Source organism: Leclercia sp. 1548, assembly GCF_050435045.1.
GTDB classification, from domain to species: Bacteria; Pseudomonadota; Gammaproteobacteria; order Enterobacterales; family Enterobacteriaceae; genus Enterobacter; species Enterobacter adecarboxylatus.
Map to the genome: position 1 here is coordinate 1,018,111 of NZ_JBNDJP010000001.1, position 17,186 is coordinate 1,035,296.

Annotated in this window: 18 protein-coding genes; 5 read left to right on the plus strand and 13 right to left on the minus strand. The window is 57.6% G+C overall.

Going from position 1 to position 17,186, the window contains the following annotated elements; all coding sequences use genetic code 11:
* Positions 1–7: 7 nt before the first annotated feature.
* The 3 genes from sdhA to sdhC are packed head-to-tail and all read right to left on the minus strand — an operon-like array spanning position 8 to position 2,519.
* Positions 8–1,774 (minus strand): succinate dehydrogenase flavoprotein subunit, encoded by a 1,767-nt coding sequence (gene sdhA / locus ABIE02_RS04900; RefSeq protein ID WP_059308498.1) that lies wholly within the window; start codon positions 1,772–1,774, stop codon positions 8–10.
* Positions 1,774–2,121 carry a succinate dehydrogenase membrane anchor subunit gene (gene sdhD, locus ABIE02_RS04905; protein WP_032617079.1) on the minus strand — a complete coding sequence of 116 codons (348 nt, stop codon included), beginning with the start codon at positions 2,119–2,121 and terminating at the stop codon, positions 1,774–1,776. The genes sdhA and sdhD overlap by 1 nt, the downstream gene beginning before the upstream one ends.
* Positions 2,115–2,519 (minus strand): succinate dehydrogenase cytochrome b556 subunit, encoded by a 405-nt coding sequence (gene sdhC / locus ABIE02_RS04910; RefSeq protein WP_032617136.1) that lies wholly within the window; start codon positions 2,517–2,519, stop codon positions 2,115–2,117. Before sdhC ends, sdhD begins: the two co-directional genes overlap by 7 nt.
* A 327-nt stretch (positions 2,520–2,846) precedes the next feature.
* Here sdhC and ABIE02_RS04915 point away from each other — a divergent pair, with 327 nt between their 5' ends.
* The gene (locus ABIE02_RS04915; protein ID WP_418936630.1) at positions 2,847–2,954 is read left to right on the plus strand and encodes a hypothetical protein; all 108 of its coding nucleotides are present in this window, start codon (positions 2,847–2,849) and stop codon (positions 2,952–2,954) included.
* Between the two features lie 205 nt (positions 2,955–3,159).
* Positions 3,160–4,446 (plus strand): citrate synthase, encoded by a 1,287-nt coding sequence (locus ABIE02_RS04920; protein WP_032617078.1) that lies wholly within the window; start codon positions 3,160–3,162, stop codon positions 4,444–4,446.
* A 110-nt stretch (positions 4,447–4,556) separates the two neighbouring features.
* On the opposite strand, the gene nei is transcribed toward ABIE02_RS04920, so the two are convergent.
* The 10 genes from nei to ABIE02_RS04970 form a co-directional block, all read right to left on the minus strand.
* Positions 4,557–5,348: an endonuclease VIII gene (nei, locus tag ABIE02_RS04925; RefSeq protein ID WP_144884674.1), complete on the minus strand. Its 792-nt coding sequence runs from the start codon at positions 5,346–5,348 to the stop codon at positions 4,557–4,559.
* A 14-nt stretch (positions 5,349–5,362) separates the two neighbouring features.
* On the minus strand, positions 5,363–6,007 hold the full coding sequence (pcp, locus tag ABIE02_RS04930) for a pyroglutamyl-peptidase I (protein WP_059308500.1): 645 nt from the start codon (positions 6,005–6,007) through the stop codon (positions 5,363–5,365).
* A 9-nt stretch (positions 6,008–6,016) separates the two neighbouring features.
* The gene (locus ABIE02_RS04935) at positions 6,017–7,012 is read right to left on the minus strand and encodes a DUF979 domain-containing protein (protein ID WP_032617074.1); all 996 of its coding nucleotides are present in this window, start codon (positions 7,010–7,012) and stop codon (positions 6,017–6,019) included.
* Positions 7,009–7,719 carry a DUF969 domain-containing protein gene (locus ABIE02_RS04940; protein ID WP_032617073.1) on the minus strand — a complete coding sequence of 237 codons (711 nt, stop codon included), beginning with the start codon at positions 7,717–7,719 and terminating at the stop codon, positions 7,009–7,011. Before ABIE02_RS04940 ends, ABIE02_RS04935 begins: the two co-directional genes overlap by 4 nt.
* Before the next feature lie 35 nt (positions 7,720–7,754).
* The gene (gene pxpA, locus ABIE02_RS04945) at positions 7,755–8,489 is read right to left on the minus strand and encodes a 5-oxoprolinase subunit PxpA (protein WP_262658457.1); all 735 of its coding nucleotides are present in this window, start codon (positions 8,487–8,489) and stop codon (positions 7,755–7,757) included.
* Positions 8,479–9,411, minus strand: a complete 933-nt coding sequence (gene pxpC / locus ABIE02_RS04950; protein WP_032617071.1) for a 5-oxoprolinase subunit PxpC — start codon at positions 9,409–9,411, stop codon at positions 8,479–8,481. The genes pxpA and pxpC overlap by 11 nt, the downstream gene beginning before the upstream one ends.
* Positions 9,405–10,061 carry a 5-oxoprolinase subunit PxpB gene (gene pxpB, locus ABIE02_RS04955; RefSeq protein WP_032617070.1) on the minus strand — a complete coding sequence of 219 codons (657 nt, stop codon included), beginning with the start codon at positions 10,059–10,061 and terminating at the stop codon, positions 9,405–9,407. Before pxpB ends, pxpC begins: the two co-directional genes overlap by 7 nt.
* A gap of 14 nt (positions 10,062–10,075) precedes the next feature.
* Complete coding sequence (locus ABIE02_RS04960; protein WP_077227898.1) at positions 10,076–10,819, minus strand: type 2 GTP cyclohydrolase I; 744 nt, start codon at positions 10,817–10,819, stop codon at positions 10,076–10,078.
* A 10-nt stretch (positions 10,820–10,829) separates the two neighbouring features.
* The gene (gene phrB, locus ABIE02_RS04965; RefSeq protein WP_336994768.1) at positions 10,830–12,242 is read right to left on the minus strand and encodes a deoxyribodipyrimidine photo-lyase; all 1,413 of its coding nucleotides are present in this window, start codon (positions 12,240–12,242) and stop codon (positions 10,830–10,832) included.
* 592 nt (positions 12,243–12,834) lie between these two features.
* Complete coding sequence (locus ABIE02_RS04970) at positions 12,835–13,041, minus strand: YbfA family protein (RefSeq protein WP_032617134.1); 207 nt, start codon at positions 13,039–13,041, stop codon at positions 12,835–12,837.
* Between the two features lie 308 nt (positions 13,042–13,349).
* Between ABIE02_RS04970 and kdpF the strand changes: the two genes are divergently transcribed.
* From kdpF to kdpB, 3 genes are read left to right on the plus strand one after another with little or no spacing between them, the layout of a single operon-like run.
* On the plus strand, positions 13,350–13,439 hold the full coding sequence (kdpF, locus tag ABIE02_RS04975; protein WP_071886481.1) for a K(+)-transporting ATPase subunit F: 90 nt from the start codon (positions 13,350–13,352) through the stop codon (positions 13,437–13,439).
* Positions 13,439–15,118, plus strand: coding sequence for a potassium-transporting ATPase subunit KdpA (gene kdpA / locus ABIE02_RS04980; RefSeq protein WP_059308504.1), 1,680 nt, complete (start codon positions 13,439–13,441; stop codon positions 15,116–15,118). The genes kdpF and kdpA overlap by 1 nt, the downstream gene beginning before the upstream one ends.
* An 18-nt stretch (positions 15,119–15,136) precedes the next feature.
* Positions 15,137–17,185, plus strand: coding sequence for a potassium-transporting ATPase subunit KdpB (kdpB, locus tag ABIE02_RS04985; protein ID WP_032617065.1), 2,049 nt, complete (start codon positions 15,137–15,139; stop codon positions 17,183–17,185).
* Position 17,186: the final 1 nt, after the last annotated feature.

Here is a 17,186-nt window from a genome sequence, read left to right on the forward strand (position 1 = left end):
CTCCGCATTAATAAGTACGAATCTTCGGCGGGAACGCCGGACGCAGTTTCGGTTCCATATTGACGCTACGACGTGTCATGGATTCCGACTCTGGCAGGTACAGGGAATGGCACAGCCAGTTTTCGTCGTCACGATCCGGGAAGTCGAAGCGGCTATGCGCGCCACGGCTTTCGGTACGGAAGTTTGCAGAGACCGCAGTCGCGTAAGCGGTTTCCATCAGGTTATCCAGCTCCAGACACTCCACGCGCTGGGTGTTGAACTCGCTGGAAGTATCGTCCAGACGGGCATTTTTCAGACGCTCGCGGATCGCTTTCAGCTGCTCAAGCCCTTTCGCCATCGCATCACCTTCACGGAATACCGAGAAGTTGTGCTGCATGCACTCCTGCAGCGCCTTACGAATCTCTACTGGATCTTCGCCGTTGCGGTTACCGTTCCAGCGATTCAGACGTTCCAGAGAGGCGTCGATATTCGCGTCGGTGGCATCACGCAGCGGCCCCTGCTCAGCAATAGACTCTTGCAGATGCAGACCCACCGCACGACCAAACACCACCAGGTCGAGAAGCGAGTTGCCGCCCAGACGGTTGGCGCCGTGTACGGATACGCAGGCAATTTCGCCTACCGCGAACAGGCCCGGGATCACCACGTCTTCGCCCTGCTCGTTCACGGTCAGCGCCTGGCCGGTCACTTTGGTCGGAATACCGCCCATCATGTAGTGGCAGGTTGGGATTACCGGGATCGGCTCTTTAACCGGGTCGACGTGAGCAAAGGTACGGGACAGCTCCAGGATGCCTGGCAGACGTGATTCCAGAACCTCTTTACCCAGGTGGTCAAGTTTCAGCTTCGCGTGCGGCCCCCACGGACCGTCGCAGCCACGACCTTCACGGATTTCGATCATGATGGAACGCGCCACCACGTCACGACCCGCCAGATCTTTCGCATTCGGGGCATAACGCTCCATGAAGCGCTCGCCATGTTTGTTCAGCAGGTAGCCACCTTCACCGCGGCAGCCTTCTGTAACCAGCACGCCCGCACCGGCGATACCGGTTGGGTGGAACTGCCACATCTCCATATCCTGCACCGGCACGCCAGCGCGGATCGCCATACCGACGCCGTCACCGGTGTTGATATGGGCGTTAGTGGTGGACTGGTAAATACGGCCTGCACCGCCGGTTGCCAGCACGGTTGCGCGGGCTTTGAAGTAGACGACTTCACCGGTTTCGATGCACAGCGCGGTACACCCTACGATCGCGCCATCTTCGTTTTTCACCAGATCCAGGGCATACCACTCGGAGAAGATGGTAGTTTTGTTCTTCAGGTTCTGCTGATACAGGGTATGCAGAAGCGCGTGACCGGTACGGTCGGCCGCTGCTGCGGTACGGGCCGCCTGCTCGCCGCCGAAGTCCTTCGACTGGCCGCCAAACGGACGTTGATAGATGGTGCCGTTCTCCAGGCGGGAGAAAGGCAGACCCATATGGTCCAGCTCCAGAATCGCTTCCGGGCCGGTTTTACACATATATTCAATGGCGTCCTGGTCACCGATGTAATCGGAGCCTTTCACCGTGTCGTACATATGCCATTCCCAGTTATCATCATGGGTATTACCGAGCGCGACGGTGATGCCACCCTGCGCAGATACGGTATGGGAACGGGTCGGGAAGACTTTAGAGAGCAGCGCACAGCTCTGGCCGCTCTGGGAAATTTGCAGCGCCGCGCGCATACCTGCGCCACCGGCTCCAATCACTACAGCATCAAATTCTCTGACTGGCAGTTTCATTACACACCCCATACCACAACGAATCCATAAATAACGTAAACCGCCAGGGCAACCACGATTGCCAGCTGCAGCGTCAGACGAATCGCCACGGGTTTAACGTAATCGGTCAATACCTGCCACATGCCAATCCACGCATGGATAAGGATGGAGGCCAACGCCAGCAGGGTGAAGACTTTGGTGAATGCCGAACCGAAGAAACCGGTCCAGATTTCCCACGTCAGGTCGCCGCTGGTGGCAAAGAAACCGATCATGTAGATGATGTAGAGGGTGAGAACGATAGCGGTAGCACGGACCAGAATGAAGTCATGTACGCCGTTGCGTCCCAATGCGGAGGCGTTGCTTACCATACGAGGACTCCTGCGAGAAGTGAAAGCACGACAGTGATGACAAATGAAATGTTAGCGGTGCGTTTGCCGGATTCGAAGGTCTCTTCCAGGTAACCAACGTCCATCAGCATATGGCGAACACCGCCGACGACGTGATAGGCCAGCGCGGTCAGGATGCCCCACATGATAAATTTCACGAAGAAACCGTTCATGATGTCGGAGGCCTGCTGGAATCCTGCTGGAGACGAGAGGCTGGTACCCAGCAACCATAACAGGATACCCACCGCGACAAACGTGATCACACCGGATACACGATGAAGGATGGACGCTATTGCCGTTACAGGGAATCGGATCGTTTTCAGATCCAGATTGACAGGTCTTTGTTTTTTCACATTTCTTATCATGAATAACGCCCACATGCTGTTCTTATAGTTTCCTTCCTCCGGACTGCGATGCGGGTCAGACAGCGTGCCTTTTATATAACTGTGCGTCATGCAAAACATTGCTTCCAGATGCTCAAATGACACGTTACAACGCTGGTTGGCTCGGGATTGCAGGGTTTTCCGGAGACCTGGCGGCAGTATAGGCCGTTCACAAAATCATTACAATTAACCTACATACAGTTTGTCTGGTTTTATGCGGAACAGTGATCAGGGTCACGATAACAACATCTTTTTAATTTTTAATCATCTGATTTGACAAATGTTAAACATTATTGTTACAAACATCACCAGAAAAGGCATATAATGCGCAAAAGTTATGAGGTCTCTCTTTCACCTGAGAATAAGTTATGTAACAGTGTGATGGTATTGACCGAAGTTATCAGGACAGTTATTAGTGATATACAGGTTTGAATAATTCGGACTGCGCAAACACTGATTTGCTGTTATTTCTCTGGTTTCTCATTTGTTTACCTGCTAGCGCCATTGCTCTGTACCCTGGTTTCTCCTCGTGAGCTGAGCGGCGAGCCAAATAACAAACTGGTAACAATGATAAATCAGCTGAATGCAAATCCGGTTAAGGGCAGTCTTAAGCAATAAGGCGCTAAGGAGACCGTAAATGGCTGATACTAAGGCAAAAATCACCCTAAATGGTGATGATGCTATCGAACTGGATGTGCTAAAAGGCACGCTCGGTCAGGATGTTATTGATATCCGTAGTCTTGGTTCAAAAGGTATGTTTACCTTTGACCCTGGTTTTACCTCCACCGCATCTTGCGAATCCAAAATCACCTATATCGACGGTGACGAAGGTATCCTGCTGCACCGCGGTTTCCCCATCGATCAGTTAGCCACTGAATCCAACTATCTGGAAGTGTGCTACATCCTGCTGAACGGCGAAAAGCCGACTCAGGAACAGTACGATGAGTTCAAAACCACCGTTACCCGCCACACCATGATTCATGAGCAGATTACCCGTCTGTTCCATGCGTTCCGTCGTGATTCCCATCCGATGGCGGTCATGTGTGGGATCACCGGTGCGCTGGCTGCGTTCTACCATGACTCGCTGGATGTAAATAATCAGCGTCATCGCGATATCGCTGCATTCCGTCTGCTGTCCAAAATGCCAACCATGGCTGCGATGTGTTACAAATACTCCATCGGACAGCCGTTTGTTTATCCACGCAACGACCTCTCCTACGCCGGTAACTTCCTGCGCATGATGTTCGCCACGCCGTGTGAAGAGTATGAAGTGAACCCGGTTCTGGAACGCGCCATGGATCGTATTCTGATCCTGCACGCTGACCACGAGCAGAACGCCTCTACCTCTACCGTGCGTACCGCTGGCTCCTCTGGCGCCAACCCGTTCGCCTGTATCGCAGCAGGTATTGCCTCCCTGTGGGGACCGGCACACGGCGGCGCGAACGAAGCGGCACTGAAGATGCTGGAAGAGATCAGCTCCGTTGAGCACATTCCTGAGTTCGTGCGTCGCGCGAAAGACAAGAATGACTCCTTCCGTCTGATGGGCTTCGGTCACCGTGTTTACAAAAACTACGATCCGCGTGCAACCGTGATGCGTGAAACCTGCCATGAAGTGCTGAAAGAGCTGGGCACTAAAGATGACCTGCTGCAGGTGGCGATGGAGCTGGAACACATCGCGCTGAACGACCCGTACTTCATTGAGAAGAAACTCTACCCGAACGTCGATTTCTACTCCGGTATCATCCTGAAAGCGATGGGTATTCCGTCTTCCATGTTTACCGTGATCTTCGCGATGGCGCGTACCGTGGGCTGGATTGCGCACTGGAACGAAATGCACACCGAAGGGATGAAAATTGCGCGTCCACGTCAGCTGTACACCGGCTACGAGCAGCGTAATTTCGAAACGGCGATCACCAAACGCTAAACGCATGAGGGCAGCCTGATGCCCTCCCCCTCTCTTACAGGGAGAGGAGGCAAAATAAAAAACGGTAACCCAAGGGTTACCGTTTTATTTTTACCTTCGCCACCCGGCTTTTATACCTGGCACCCAGGGCACCAGTAAAAGGGGCGTGAAGAGAGCGTGGTCTTCTCTATCTTCCCGCCGCACCGTTCACACTTTTTCCCTGCGCGATGAAAAACCTTAAAACGGAACAACGCCCCGTGATGCTTATTGTCATTCACTACGCCGCGGGTGTTGTACGACAGGCGCGGGATCGCCAACAGCGCGTGCGCCAGCGCATCGAGCTGTCGGTCAGTTAACTGTGACGCCTTGTGCTGGGGTGCCAGCCCTACCTCCCACAGGATCTCAACCCGCAGATAATTCCCTAACCCCGCCAGAAACGCCTGATCCAGCAATAGCCCGGAAAACTGGCGATTGCGGAATTTTGCTGATAGTAACCGCGCTTTGACATCTTCTGCCGTCAGGCTTAAATCCAGCACATCCGGCCCCACCCGCTGCAGGAAGGGATGGGTGGCAAGCTGCTCCGGCATCAGCATTTCGATATCCGAGGCGCTGTAAAGCAGGATGGTTTTTTCTGCGGTCTGTAACTTAACGCGCAGCACCCGCGTGGTCTGCGGCTCCTGGCCGGTTTCCACCACCCGCCAGACGCCGTAAAGCTGGTTATGGCTGTAGAGCGTCAGCTGGTTAGAGAAGTGGGTAAGAAGCGCTTTGCCCCGTGTCTCCACATGCGTAACCCTCTCCCCGATAAGCCGGGATTCAAAGGGTTTTAGCTGAGGAAAAGCAAACCACACGTCGGTGAGCGGTTTGCCTTTTATCGCCGCCTCAAGGCTGTCCGCCGCGCGGCGGATCTCCGGTCCTTCTGGCATCGTAATGTCCTGTATTAGTGCGTTGCGCCGCCAACCACCTTGATGTCGTGCGCTTGTCGCAACGCCACCGTAATGGCAATCTCCAGCGCCTGCTTCACGGTTTGCGCGGCCATGCTCGGGGCGCCAGGATGCGCCGCGGCCTGCTCGGGCAGGTATGGAATATGGATAAATCCGCCTTTTACCTCCGGCCAGTCCGCCAGCTTGTGCAGCACGCCATACATCACATGGTTGCAGACGAATGTGCCAGCCGTTTGCGAAACCGAAGCAGGAATACCGGCCTCGCGGAGCGCCGTCACCATCGCTTTGATCGGCAGGGTGCTAAACCAGGCCGCCGGACCATCCGGTACGATAGCGACGTCCACCGGCTGCTGCCCACGGTTATCCGGGATACGGGCATCATCGACGTTGATCGCCACCCGTTCCACGGTCACATCCACGCGCCCACCGGCCTGGCCTATCGCCAGCACTACTGACGGCTGCAGGGCATCAATGGCCGCATTCAGAACTTCTAACGACTCGCCGAACACGCAGGGCAACTGCCGCGCCACTACGCGGCAGTCGTCAATAATGGTCCCATCCAGCAGCTTTACCACTTCCCATGACGGGTTAACGGTTTCGCCGCCAAAGGGTTCAAATCCCGTGATTAATACGGTTTGCATCATTTCTCCTTACAGGAACATCAGGAAGTAGAGCAGGAAAACGTTGGCAATCAGCAGCAGCACCCCGGTAGGCACCTGCGCTTTGATAACCGCATTTTTATCCGGCAACTCCAGCAGGGCGGCGGGCACAATGTTGAAGTTGGCCGCCATTGGCGTCATCAGCGTACCGCAGTAGCCGGAGAACATGCCAATCGCCGCCATCACCGCCGGGTTGCCGCCGTGCTGCAACACCAGAATCGGAATGCCGATCCCGGCCGTGACAATCGGGAAAGCGGCAAAGGCGTTGCCCATCACCATGGTCAGCAGCGCCATACCGATGGCATAGACCGCCACCGCGATAAACCGGCTATCGACCGCCAGATACGTCTGGGTAAGATACGAAATCCCCTCCCCGACCCCGGCGGCGGTAAACAGCAGGCCAAGGGTGGCGAGGATCTGCGGCAGAATAAAGGCCCAACCGATGGAGTCGAGCAGACGGCGAGCCTCCTGCAGCGGCTGATGCACGTTTTCGTGGGTCATTTTGATCGCCATCGCCAGACCTATCAGCGAACCGACCGTCATCGAGAAGAGCGTCACCAGCGTTGCGTGGTTGCCCGGCCCGAACAGGGTTTCCTGGAGGCCCGGAATGTGGTTAAACATCAGCACGCCCACCACCGTCACTACCGGAATGGCCAGCGCCGGTAAGAACAGGCGATTACCCAGACGCTTCGCGCTGCTCTCACGCTCTTCCGCCGTGCGCTGGTGATAGCTGCCCAGACGCACCCCACCAAAACCGGCAATCAGCGCCAGCACGACAACCGCCACCCCTACCGCGATATGAACGGTTCGCTTGTCACCCACCAGATCGTAAGTCCAGGTGCCGAGCAGGAACAGCAGACCGTAAATGCCCCAGAACAGGCCAGTCGTGATGCGTCGCGGGTTGGCTTTATCGCGAAACGACATCAGCGCCACGATCAGCAGGATCAGCCCTGCCAGCCAGTAGAGATAACTTTGCTGGAAATTCATTTCACTTCTCCCTGCACTTTGGCCAGCTCACGCTCCAGATGCTTATCCAGGCGGTACAGGCGGGTCGCGTGGATCGCAAAGGCGCAGAGCGCGGTCGGGATCCCCCACAGGGCAATATGCAGCGGTTCCGTCTGGATCCCGCCGGATTCGAGCATAAAGTTATGCATAAAGATGATGGCACCAAAGGCGACAAAGATATCTTCGCCAAAGAACAGCCCGACGTTATCGGTGGCCGCCGACATCGCCCGCAGGCGATAACGCACCGCGCCCGGCAGTTCGCCATACTTCTTCTCTGCTGCCCCTTCCGCCATCGGTGCCAGCAAAGGGCGCACCATCTGCGGGTGACCGCCGAGACTGGTCAGCCCCATCGCCGCCGAGGCTTCGCGGACAAACAGATAGACGATCAGCAGACGACCGGCGGTGGCGCTGTGGATCTTCGCGATCCACGCCTGCGCCCGCTCTTTCAGGCCGTGACGCTCCAGCAGGCCGATAACCGCCAGCGGGATCAGCAGGATAAAGGGCAGGTTGCGGGTATTCAGGAACCCTTCACCCAGTTTTTCCAGAATGGTGGCAATCGGCATATGCGCCGCAAGGCCGGTGACGATCCCGGCGACAATGACCACCAGCACCGGGTTAAAGCGTAAAAGAAACCCGACCACAATCACCGCGATACCGATGAGTGGCCAGAGGGATAGCGTCTCTGCCATGTTCTCTTTCCTGTTGTTGTGTTTGCAAGTGTGCGTTATGCACTGATTTTTATATTATTTGCTTCAAATTCTGTACGCAGGCGACGGGCAAAGGCCAGCGCGTGTTCCCCGTCACCGTGGATGCACACCGTCTGCGCGTGCACGGTTGCCCATTCACCGGTAATACTCTTCACCCGTCCGTGCTGGAGCATCTCCAGGGTTTGCGCCAGGGCCTGATTTTCATCGGCGATCAGCGCTCCGGCCTGGGTGCGCGGCACCAGGCTGCCGTCAGCCTGATAACCCCGATCGGCAAAAACCTCCTCGCGGGTAATCAGGCCAAAGCGCGTCCCTGCCCGGATCAGCTCGCTGCCCGCCAGCCCCACCAGAATTAAATCCGGGTCGATGGTAACGGTAGCGCGGGCAATGGCATCGGCCAGCTCACGATCTTTTGCCGCCTGGTTATAGAGCATGCCGTGCGGTTTCACATGACGCAGCTGCCCCCCTTCGGCGCGAACAATCGCCGCCAGGGCGCCAATCTGGTACAGCATTTGCGCGTAGACCGTGTCCGGCGGCAGGGTCATGGCCGTGCGGCCAAAGTTTTCCCGGTCCGGGAAGCTGGGGTGCGCCCCAATGGCCACGCCGTTTGTCAGCGCCTCACGCACGCAGGCCAGCATGGTCCGGGCATCACCGGCGTGAAAGCCGCAGGCAATGTTCGCAGACGATACCAGCTTTAACAGCGCAGCATCGCTGCCGCAGCCTTCGCCTAAATCAGCATTTAAATCAACCGCGATCATGTAACCTCCACGCCAGTTGTTCGATGTATTGCTTCTGGATCCGCCGCGCGTCGAGCGCCTCTTCCAGCGTACAGGGGACAAAGTGGATCGGCTGCCCGAGTGGGGCCTGTGCCAGGTGGTACATATCGGCCTCGATGATGCAGGCGATCCGTGGATACCCCCCGGTGGTCTGCGCATCGTTCATCAGCACGATCGGCTGCCCGTTGTGCGGCACCTGAATGACGCCCGGCAGCAGACCGTGCGACAGCATTTCACGCTCGGTATTGCGCACCAGCTTCTGCCCCTGCAGGCGATACCCCATACGGTTACTTTGCGGGCTAAGCTGCCACGGCAGGCGCCAGAGCGCATCCTGCGAGGCCTTATCAAACTCGTGATACTCCGGCCCCGGCAAGACGCGCACGCGGTTATCCCACAGCAGTTGTTTTACCCCCTGGGCTTCGATGAACGCCCGCGCGCCAGGCCGAACGGCCAGGCGATCGCCATCTTTCAGCAGGCGTCCCTCGTGACCACCCAGCCCCACTTTCAGGTCGGTGCTGAGAGAGTTCATGACCGATGGCACGTCGATACCGCCCGCAATCGCCAGATAGCTGCGCATGCCACGGCGGGGACGATTCAGGGTGAGCTGTTGCCCGGCTTTCACCGGCAGACGCCAGCCGGTCCAGACCGCTGCGCCGTCAAGGTGGGCGTCGCAGCCCGCCCCGGTCAGGGCAAACCAGCCGTCTTGCTCGAATTCGAAAGTACACTGCCCGAGGGTGATCTCCAGCGCAGCATCGTCCGGGTCATTCCCCACCAGCAGATTGCCGATCTGTAATGCCGGTTTATCCAGCGCGCCACAGTAGCTGATCCCTGACTGGCGAAAACCGATACGTCCGCCATCCTGCACCGAGGTATATAACCCTGCGCGAATAATTTTTAGCATACCCCCTCCTTTTGCGGGATAAACCGCACGGTATCGCCCGGTCGCAACAGCACCGGCTCGTCACGATGGGGATCAAACAGCGGCAGCGGAGTGTGCCCAATCAGCTGCCAGCCGCCAGGGGTGGCTAACGGATAAATGCCGGTTTGCGCCCCGCCAATCCCCACCGAGCCAGCCGGAACCAGCAGCCGGGGCTCATCCCGGCGCGGCGTCGCCAGCTGCTCGGGCAACCCGCCCAAATAAGGAAAGCCCGGCTGAAAACCTAAAAACCAGACCACATAATCAACGGAGGCGTGAAGCTCCACGACCTGTTTCTCGGTCAGCCCGGCGTGCCGGGCCACCTCGCCCAGATCGGGGCCTGCTGCGGTGCCATAGACGACGGGAATGTCGATATTGCGGGACTCAGGTTCCAGCGCCTCGCTCTCCTCCCACCAGCGCTGCAGACGCTCAATCGCATCCAGCGCCAGCGAGTGAGGATTGCGCAACACCACGGTGATGTTATTCATCCCCGGAATGGCTTCCACCACTTCGGGGATCTCCCCCAGCCGCTGGGTCAGGCGCCAGATCCGTTTTTGCGTCGCCAGCGTGACCGGCGGCTCCAGTTCCAGCACTACGGCGGTTTCGCCTAACAGATAACAACGTGCTCGCTGCACTTATACACCTCTCATCAGGCTGGATTAGGGATATCCACAAAGGTGACATCCAGGTCAGTCGTTTCCGTCAACCATTCGCTGAGGGCACGGATGCCGCCGCGTTCCGTGGCATGGTGTCCCGCGGCATAAAAATGCAGCCCCTGCTCCCGGGCAGAGTGAATGGTTTGCTCCGACACTTCGCCGGTAATAAAGGCATCGACGCCAAAGCGCGCCGCGCTGTCAATAAAGCTCTGCCCGCCGCCAGTACACCAGGCGACGCGCTGTACGTTGTCCGGCCCGGTGTCGCCGCTCCACAGCGGACGACGCCCCAGACGGGCTTCAATCCAGGAGGCCAGTTCCAGGCCCGGTACCGGCATGGATAGCTCGCCCCAGGGCACCAGCGGCTCGATTTCGCCCATGACGGTAATGCCGAGCAGCGCCGCCAGCTGGGCGTTGTTCCCCAGCTGCGGGTGAGCGTCCAGCGGCAGATGCCAGCCGTAGAGGTTGATGTCGTTTTCCAACAGCGTTTTCAGGCGATTGCGCTTCATACCGCGGATCACCGGGGATTCGCCTTTCCAGAAATAGCCGTGGTGGACAATTACCGCATCGGCTTTCTGGCGCACTGCTTCATCGATCAGCGCCTGACTTGCGGTCACCCCGGTTACAATCTTCTGCACCTGCTCACGCCCTTCTACCTGCAGGCCGTTCGGCGCATAGTCACTAAAGCTGCTGCTGTTCAGCTTGTCGTTAATCAGTTTTTCCAGTTCACTGTTTTTCATTGTTGCTCCCTTACGCTTTTCGGGCGGCTTCATACGCTGCCAGCGTGGCTACGCGCGCCTGTTTATGATCGACAACCGGGCGCGGATAATCGAGGGTGATCCCCTGCTTGTCTGCCCAGGTCCAGGGGTCATGGATGGCCTTGTCCGGCACGGCGGCCAGCTCCGGCAGCCAGCGGCGGATAAACACGCCGTCGGAATCGAACTTCTGCCCCTGGGTTGTCGGGTTAAAAATACGAAAATAAGGGGCCGCGTCGGTGCCGGTTGACGCCGCCCACTGCCAGCCGCCGTTGTTGGCGGCCAGGTCGCCATCAATCAACTGCGAAATAAAGTAACGTTCCCCGGCTCGCCAGTCGATCAGCAGATCTTTCACCAGAAAACTGGCGGTAATCATACGTAGGCGGTTATGCATCCAGCCTGTTTCATTCATCTGGCGCATGGCGGCATCGACGATCGGGTAGCCGGTCTGTCCATATTGCCAGGCCCGCAACTGAGTCTCGTCTGCCTGCCACTGAACGTTATCAGTCCAACGAATGAAGGGTCGATATTTACACAAATCAGGGTGATACGTCATCAGGTGGCGATAAAACTCTCGCCAGATCAGTTCATTTAGCCATACCGAACCCGGGCCGCCTTCCAGGGCCTGGGGTTGCTCGGCGAGCAATCTGTGCAGGCACTGGCGGGGGGAAAGCACCCCCAGTGCCAGACAGGCGGAGAGACGGCTGGTGCCTTCGATAGCCGGGAAATCACGCTGTGTCTCGTAGTCGCCCGCGCTCTGCTGGCAGAACTGGCGCAGCCGGGCAATCGCCTCTTTCTCGCTCGCCGGAAACAGGTCTGCATCGAACGCCTGCTGCGGGTAGTCGAACTCCAGCGTCTCCAGCGTAACTTTTTCGCCCTCGCGCCCGGCAGGTGCCGCCGCACACTCAGGTAGCCCCTCTTTCAGTCGCCGCAGCCAGGCGTTTTTGAAGGGCGTAAACACTTTGTACATCTCGTGATTACCGGTCATGACGCTGCCGGGAGGCAGGATAACGCTGTCATCAAATCCCTGACACGTCACGTCCTCCAGCGCGCGCTCCAGCTGGCGATCGCGCTGTTGCTCGTTCAGTTCGTACTGATAGTTATAAAAAAGTTGGGTGACGTCATGCTCGGCGCAAATCTGCGCCACTTTCTCTGCTTGTGCCGCAAAATCATCGACCTGAGCGTACAGCAGCGGAATGCCTTTATCGGCCAGCTGCTGCTGTAAGCCGTTGAGATGGGCGTGAAGAAACGCGGCCTGGCGCTGTGCCATCGCGTGCTGCTGCCACTGTTGCGGCGTAGCGATGAAAAGCGCCAGTACGCGGGCATTTTTGTTGCGACAGGCGGCGGCAAGCGCCAGGTTGTCGTGGATGCGCAGATCGGCGCGAAACCAGACCAGATGGGTGGCCATAACACTCCAGTGATTATCGTCTGTAACATCTACAAGTCACCGAGGATACTTCGCTTTAACAAGTGTAGCCATATTGGAATAAAAAAGGCCGCCCTGATGGCGGCCTTAACGCTATTTGTCCTGCATGTACGCGGTAAGGGCAACGGATACGACAGACTCGTCACTTCTTACCACGAATACGCTGGTAACAATGAACGCAATACAAAGATAGCGTTTCATTATGCGGTCCCTGCATATAAACCGCTCCACCGTTCACCACCGGTGATAATCCGGCAGACACAAGCTCTGGAAGATCCTGATTTACGGTTGTGAATGCACCTTTCCCGGGACCGATGCCCATGTGCGAGATGGCAGAAAGGGACGACACATCATAGTAACATCCTGGCTCATAGGCAGACCGCCACAGGCCTTTCCGAATTCATTTAGATTGATTACATTTCCCCTGAGAGCGGTTAAGGATAAGATAGTCTTCTCTGGAAGAGCCTGATAGCTCCACCCAACGGACCGCGAATCCCGAGGGATAAAAAAAACCGCCACATTGCTGTGGCGGTTTTTTGTTGGTGCAAGTGCTGTGTGTAGTCTTTCTGAATGCTTAATAAAAATCACAAATGGCTTTTTCGGCCTGATCCATCCACACCGGTTTATCGCTGGTTTTAGCCCAGACGCGATGCAGATAGCTATAAAAACGAGAACGCTCTTTCCAGAAAAGCATCACTGGTAACGCCAGAACACCCGCTAAAACAGCGAAAGTGCGGCGAATAAAAACGATATGTGCCGGATAAGCTTTGTAAGATTCCATCATTTTCTCCCCTTTTTCTGGCCGGAAACCCTCTCCGGAAAATTGAAATTGCTTAACTGAGGAAAATAATAACGCTTTGGTTGTAATTTTACTACTCATCCGACCACTTTTTTGGTGAATAAGAAGGTACTTTACAATTCATACCGTAATTAAGTTACATAAAAGTTAAATTTATACTAACCATTAGTTAAATTAGGGTCTTATCCCTCTTTATACTTTTTTTACACCTCCCCCTCCGATTTTTGCGAAATCTTTGCGCCCGAAATTTTAGCCTTTGCACCAAGACTAATGTCACCCGGAGGTGAATTGTGAGTGCAGGTGTAATCGCGGGCATCGTGCTGGTGTTCCTGTTACTGGGGTATCTGATTTATGCCCTGTTGAACGCGGAGGCATTCTGATGGCCGCACAAGGATTTCTGCTTATTGCCGGCTTTCTGCTGGTGCTCCTGGTGCTCGCCCGCCCGCTGGGGATGTGGCTGGCGCGGATGATCAACGGCCTGCCGTTGCCGGGGGTGCAAGCCCTTGACGCCGGGTTACTGCGAATGCTCGGGATCCGCACCGGCGAGATGGACTGGCGTCACTATCTGCTGGCGATCCTGTTGCTGAATGGGGTGGGTCTGGCGGTGCTGTTCGCCATGCTGATGCTACAGGGTTATCTGCCGCTTAATCCTCAGCAGCTTCCGGGCCTCTCCTGGCATCTGGCGCTGAACACTGCGGTCAGCTTTGTCAGTAATACCAACTGGCAGTCCTATGCCGGAGAGACCACTCTGAGCTATTTCAGCCAGATGGCGGGCCTGACGGTACAAAATTTCCTCTCGGCCGCCAGCGGCATTGCGGTGATTTTTGCCCTCATCCGCGCCTTTGCTCGCCAGAATGTCACCACACTCGGCAACGCCTGGGTCGACCTGACCCGCATCACCCTGTGGGTGTTGCTGCCGCTGTCGCTGGTCATCGCCTTGCTGTTTATCCAGCAGGGGGTGTTGCAAAACCTGCTGCCTTATCAGCCCTTCACCTCGCTGGAGGGGGCAAAGCAGCTGCTGCCGATGGGGCCGGTGGCCTCGCAGGAGGCGATAAAAATACTTGGCACCAACGGGGGCGGCTTCTTCAATGCGAACTCTGCCCATCCGTTTGAGAACCCCACGGCACTGACGAACGTGGTGCAGATGCTGGCGATCTTCCTGATCCCCGCCGCGCTGTGCTTTGCCTTTGGCGAGGCGGTCAGCGAACGTCGCCAGGGGCATGCGATCCTCTGGACCATGTCCATCATCTTTGCGATCTGCGCAGCGCTGGTGATGTGGGCGGAATGGCAAGGCAACAGCCACTTCATGCTGCTGGGGGCAGACAGCAACAGCAATATGGAGGGCAAAGAGAGCCGCTTTGGCATTCTTGCCAGCAGCCTGTACGCCGTGGTCACGACTGCGGCCTCCTGCGGGGCGGTTAACGCCATGCACGACTCTTTCACCGCGTTGGGCGGGATGATCCCGCTGTGGCTGATGCAGATTGGTGAAGTGGTGTTTGGCGGCGTCGGATCGGGTCTGTACGGCATGCTGCTGTTTGTGCTGCTGGCGGTGTTTATCGCCGGGTTGATGATTGGCCGCACCCCGGAATATCTGGGCAAGAAAATCGACGTGCGGGAGATGAAGCTTACCGCGCTGGCGATCCTCGTCACCCCGGCGCTGGTGCTGCTTGGTACCGCGCTGGCGCTGATGACCGACGCCGGACGCAGCGGCATTTTCAACCCCGGCATCCACGGGTTCAGCGAGGTGCTGTACGCAGTTTCGTCGGCGTCCAACAACAACGGCAGCGCCTTCGCGGGCCTGAGCGCCAACTCGCCATTCTGGAACTGCCTGCTGGCGTTCTGCATGTTAGTGGGTCGCTTTGGGGTAATTATACCGGTCATGGCTATCGCCGGATCGCTGGTGAATAAGACTCGCCAGCCCGCCTCTGGCGGCACGCTCCCGACCCACGGTGCGCTGTTTGTTGGCCTGCTGATCGGCACCATCCTGCTGGTGGGTGCCCTCACCTTTATTCCCGCCCTCGCCTTAGGCCCGGTCGCGGAACATCTCTCTTTACGCTGATTTTGCGGAGTATTGGTCATGAGTCGTAAGCAACTGGCCCTGCTCGAACCCTCGCTGGTTCGTCAGGCGCTGATGGATGCGGTTAAAAAAGTCGACCCGCGCGTGCAGTGGCGCAATCCGGTAATGTTTATTGTCTGGCTGGGTAGCCTGCTGACCACCCTGTTGGCCCTGGCCATGGCGGGCGGATTACTGGCAGGCAGCGCCACCTTTACCGCAGCGATCAGCCTGTGGCTGTGGTTTACCGTGCTGTTTGCCAACGTCGCCGAAGCCCTGGCAGAAGGACGCAGCAAAGCGCAGGCCAACAGCCTCAAAGGAGTACAGAAAACGGCTTTCGCCCGTAAGCTGCGCGAAGCCCGGTACGGTGCCGCAACGGACAAGGTTCCGGCGGATACGCTGCGCAAAGGCGACATCGTGCTGGTAGAAGCCGGAGACATTATCCCCTGCGACGGGGAGGTGATCGAAGGGGGGGCCTCGGTGGATGAGAGCGCCATCACCGGCGAATCCGCGCCGGTGATCCGTGAGTCCGGCGGCGACTTTGCCTCGGTCACCGGCGGGACGCGCATTCTTTCAGACTGGCTGGTGATCCAGTGCAGCGTTAACCCCGGTGAGACCTTCCTCGACCGGATGATCGCCATGGTGGAAGGCGCGCAGCGGCGCAAAACCCCGAACGAAATTGCCCTGACCATTCTGCTGGTGGCGCTGACCATTGTCTTCCTGCTGGCGACTGCCACCCTGTGGCCCTTCTCGTCATATGGCGGCACGGCGGTAAGCGTCACCGTGCTGGTTGCCCTGCTGGTCTGTCTGATCCCAACCACCATCGGCGGCCTGCTGTCGGCCATCGGCGTGGCGGGCATGAGCCGGATGCTGGCGGCCAACGTCATTGCCACCAGCGGCCGGGCGGTGGAGGCGGCCGGTGATGTCGACGTGCTGCTGCTGGATAAAACCGGCACCATCACCCTGGGTAATCGTCAGGCATCCGAGTTTCTGCCTGCCCCGGGCGTGGATGAGAAAACGCTGGCCGATGCTGCCCAACTGGCCTCACTGGCGGATGAAACCCCGGAAGGCCGCAGCATCGTGATCCTCGCCAAACAGCGCTTTAATTTGCGCCAGCGCGACGTACAGAGCCTGCAGGCCACCTTTGTGCCCTTTACGGCACAAACACGGATGAGCGGAATTAACTTCCAGGATCGGTTGATTCGCAAAGGCTCGGTGGATGCCATTCGCCGTCACATTACCGCCAACAACGGCCACTTCCCGCCGCAGGTCGATACCCTGGTGGAGAACGTCGCCCGTCAGGGCGCCACGCCGCTGGTGGTTGCGGAAGGCTCGACTGTGCTGGGGGTGATCGCCCTGAAGGACATCGTTAAAGGCGGTATCAAGGAGCGTTTTGCCCAGCTGCGTAAAATGGGCATTAAAACGGTGATGATTACCGGGGATAACCGTCTGACCGCCGCGGCCATTGCCGCCGAAGCAGGCGTGGATGATTTTCTCTCCGAGGCAACGCCCGAGGCCAAACTGGCGTTGATCCGGCAGTATCAGGCCGAAGGACGGCTGGTGGCGATGACCGGGGATGGCACCAACGACGCCCCGGCGCTCGCCCAGGCAGATGTGGCGGTGGCGATGAACTCCGGTACCCAGGCGGCAAAAGAGGCGGGCAACATGGTCGACCTTGACTCCAACCCGACCAAGCTGATTGAGGTGGTGCATATCGGCAAACAGATGCTGATGACCCGCGGCTCCCTGACCACCTTCAGTATCGCCAACGACGTGGCGAAATATTTCGCCATCATCCCGGCGGCATTTGCGGCGACCTATCCGCAGCTAAACGCCCTGAACGTGATGCACCTGCACTCCCCCGCCTCGGCAATCCTGAGCGCGGTGATCTTTAACGCGCTGATCATTGTCTTTCTGATCCCGCTGGCGCTGAAGGGGGTGAGCTACAAGCCGCTCACCGCCGCCGCCATGCTGCGCCGCAATCTGTGGATTTACGGTCTGGGTGGGCTGGTGGTGCCTTTTATCGGCATTAAAGCCATTGACCTGGTGCTTACCCTGTTCGGGCTGGTTTAAG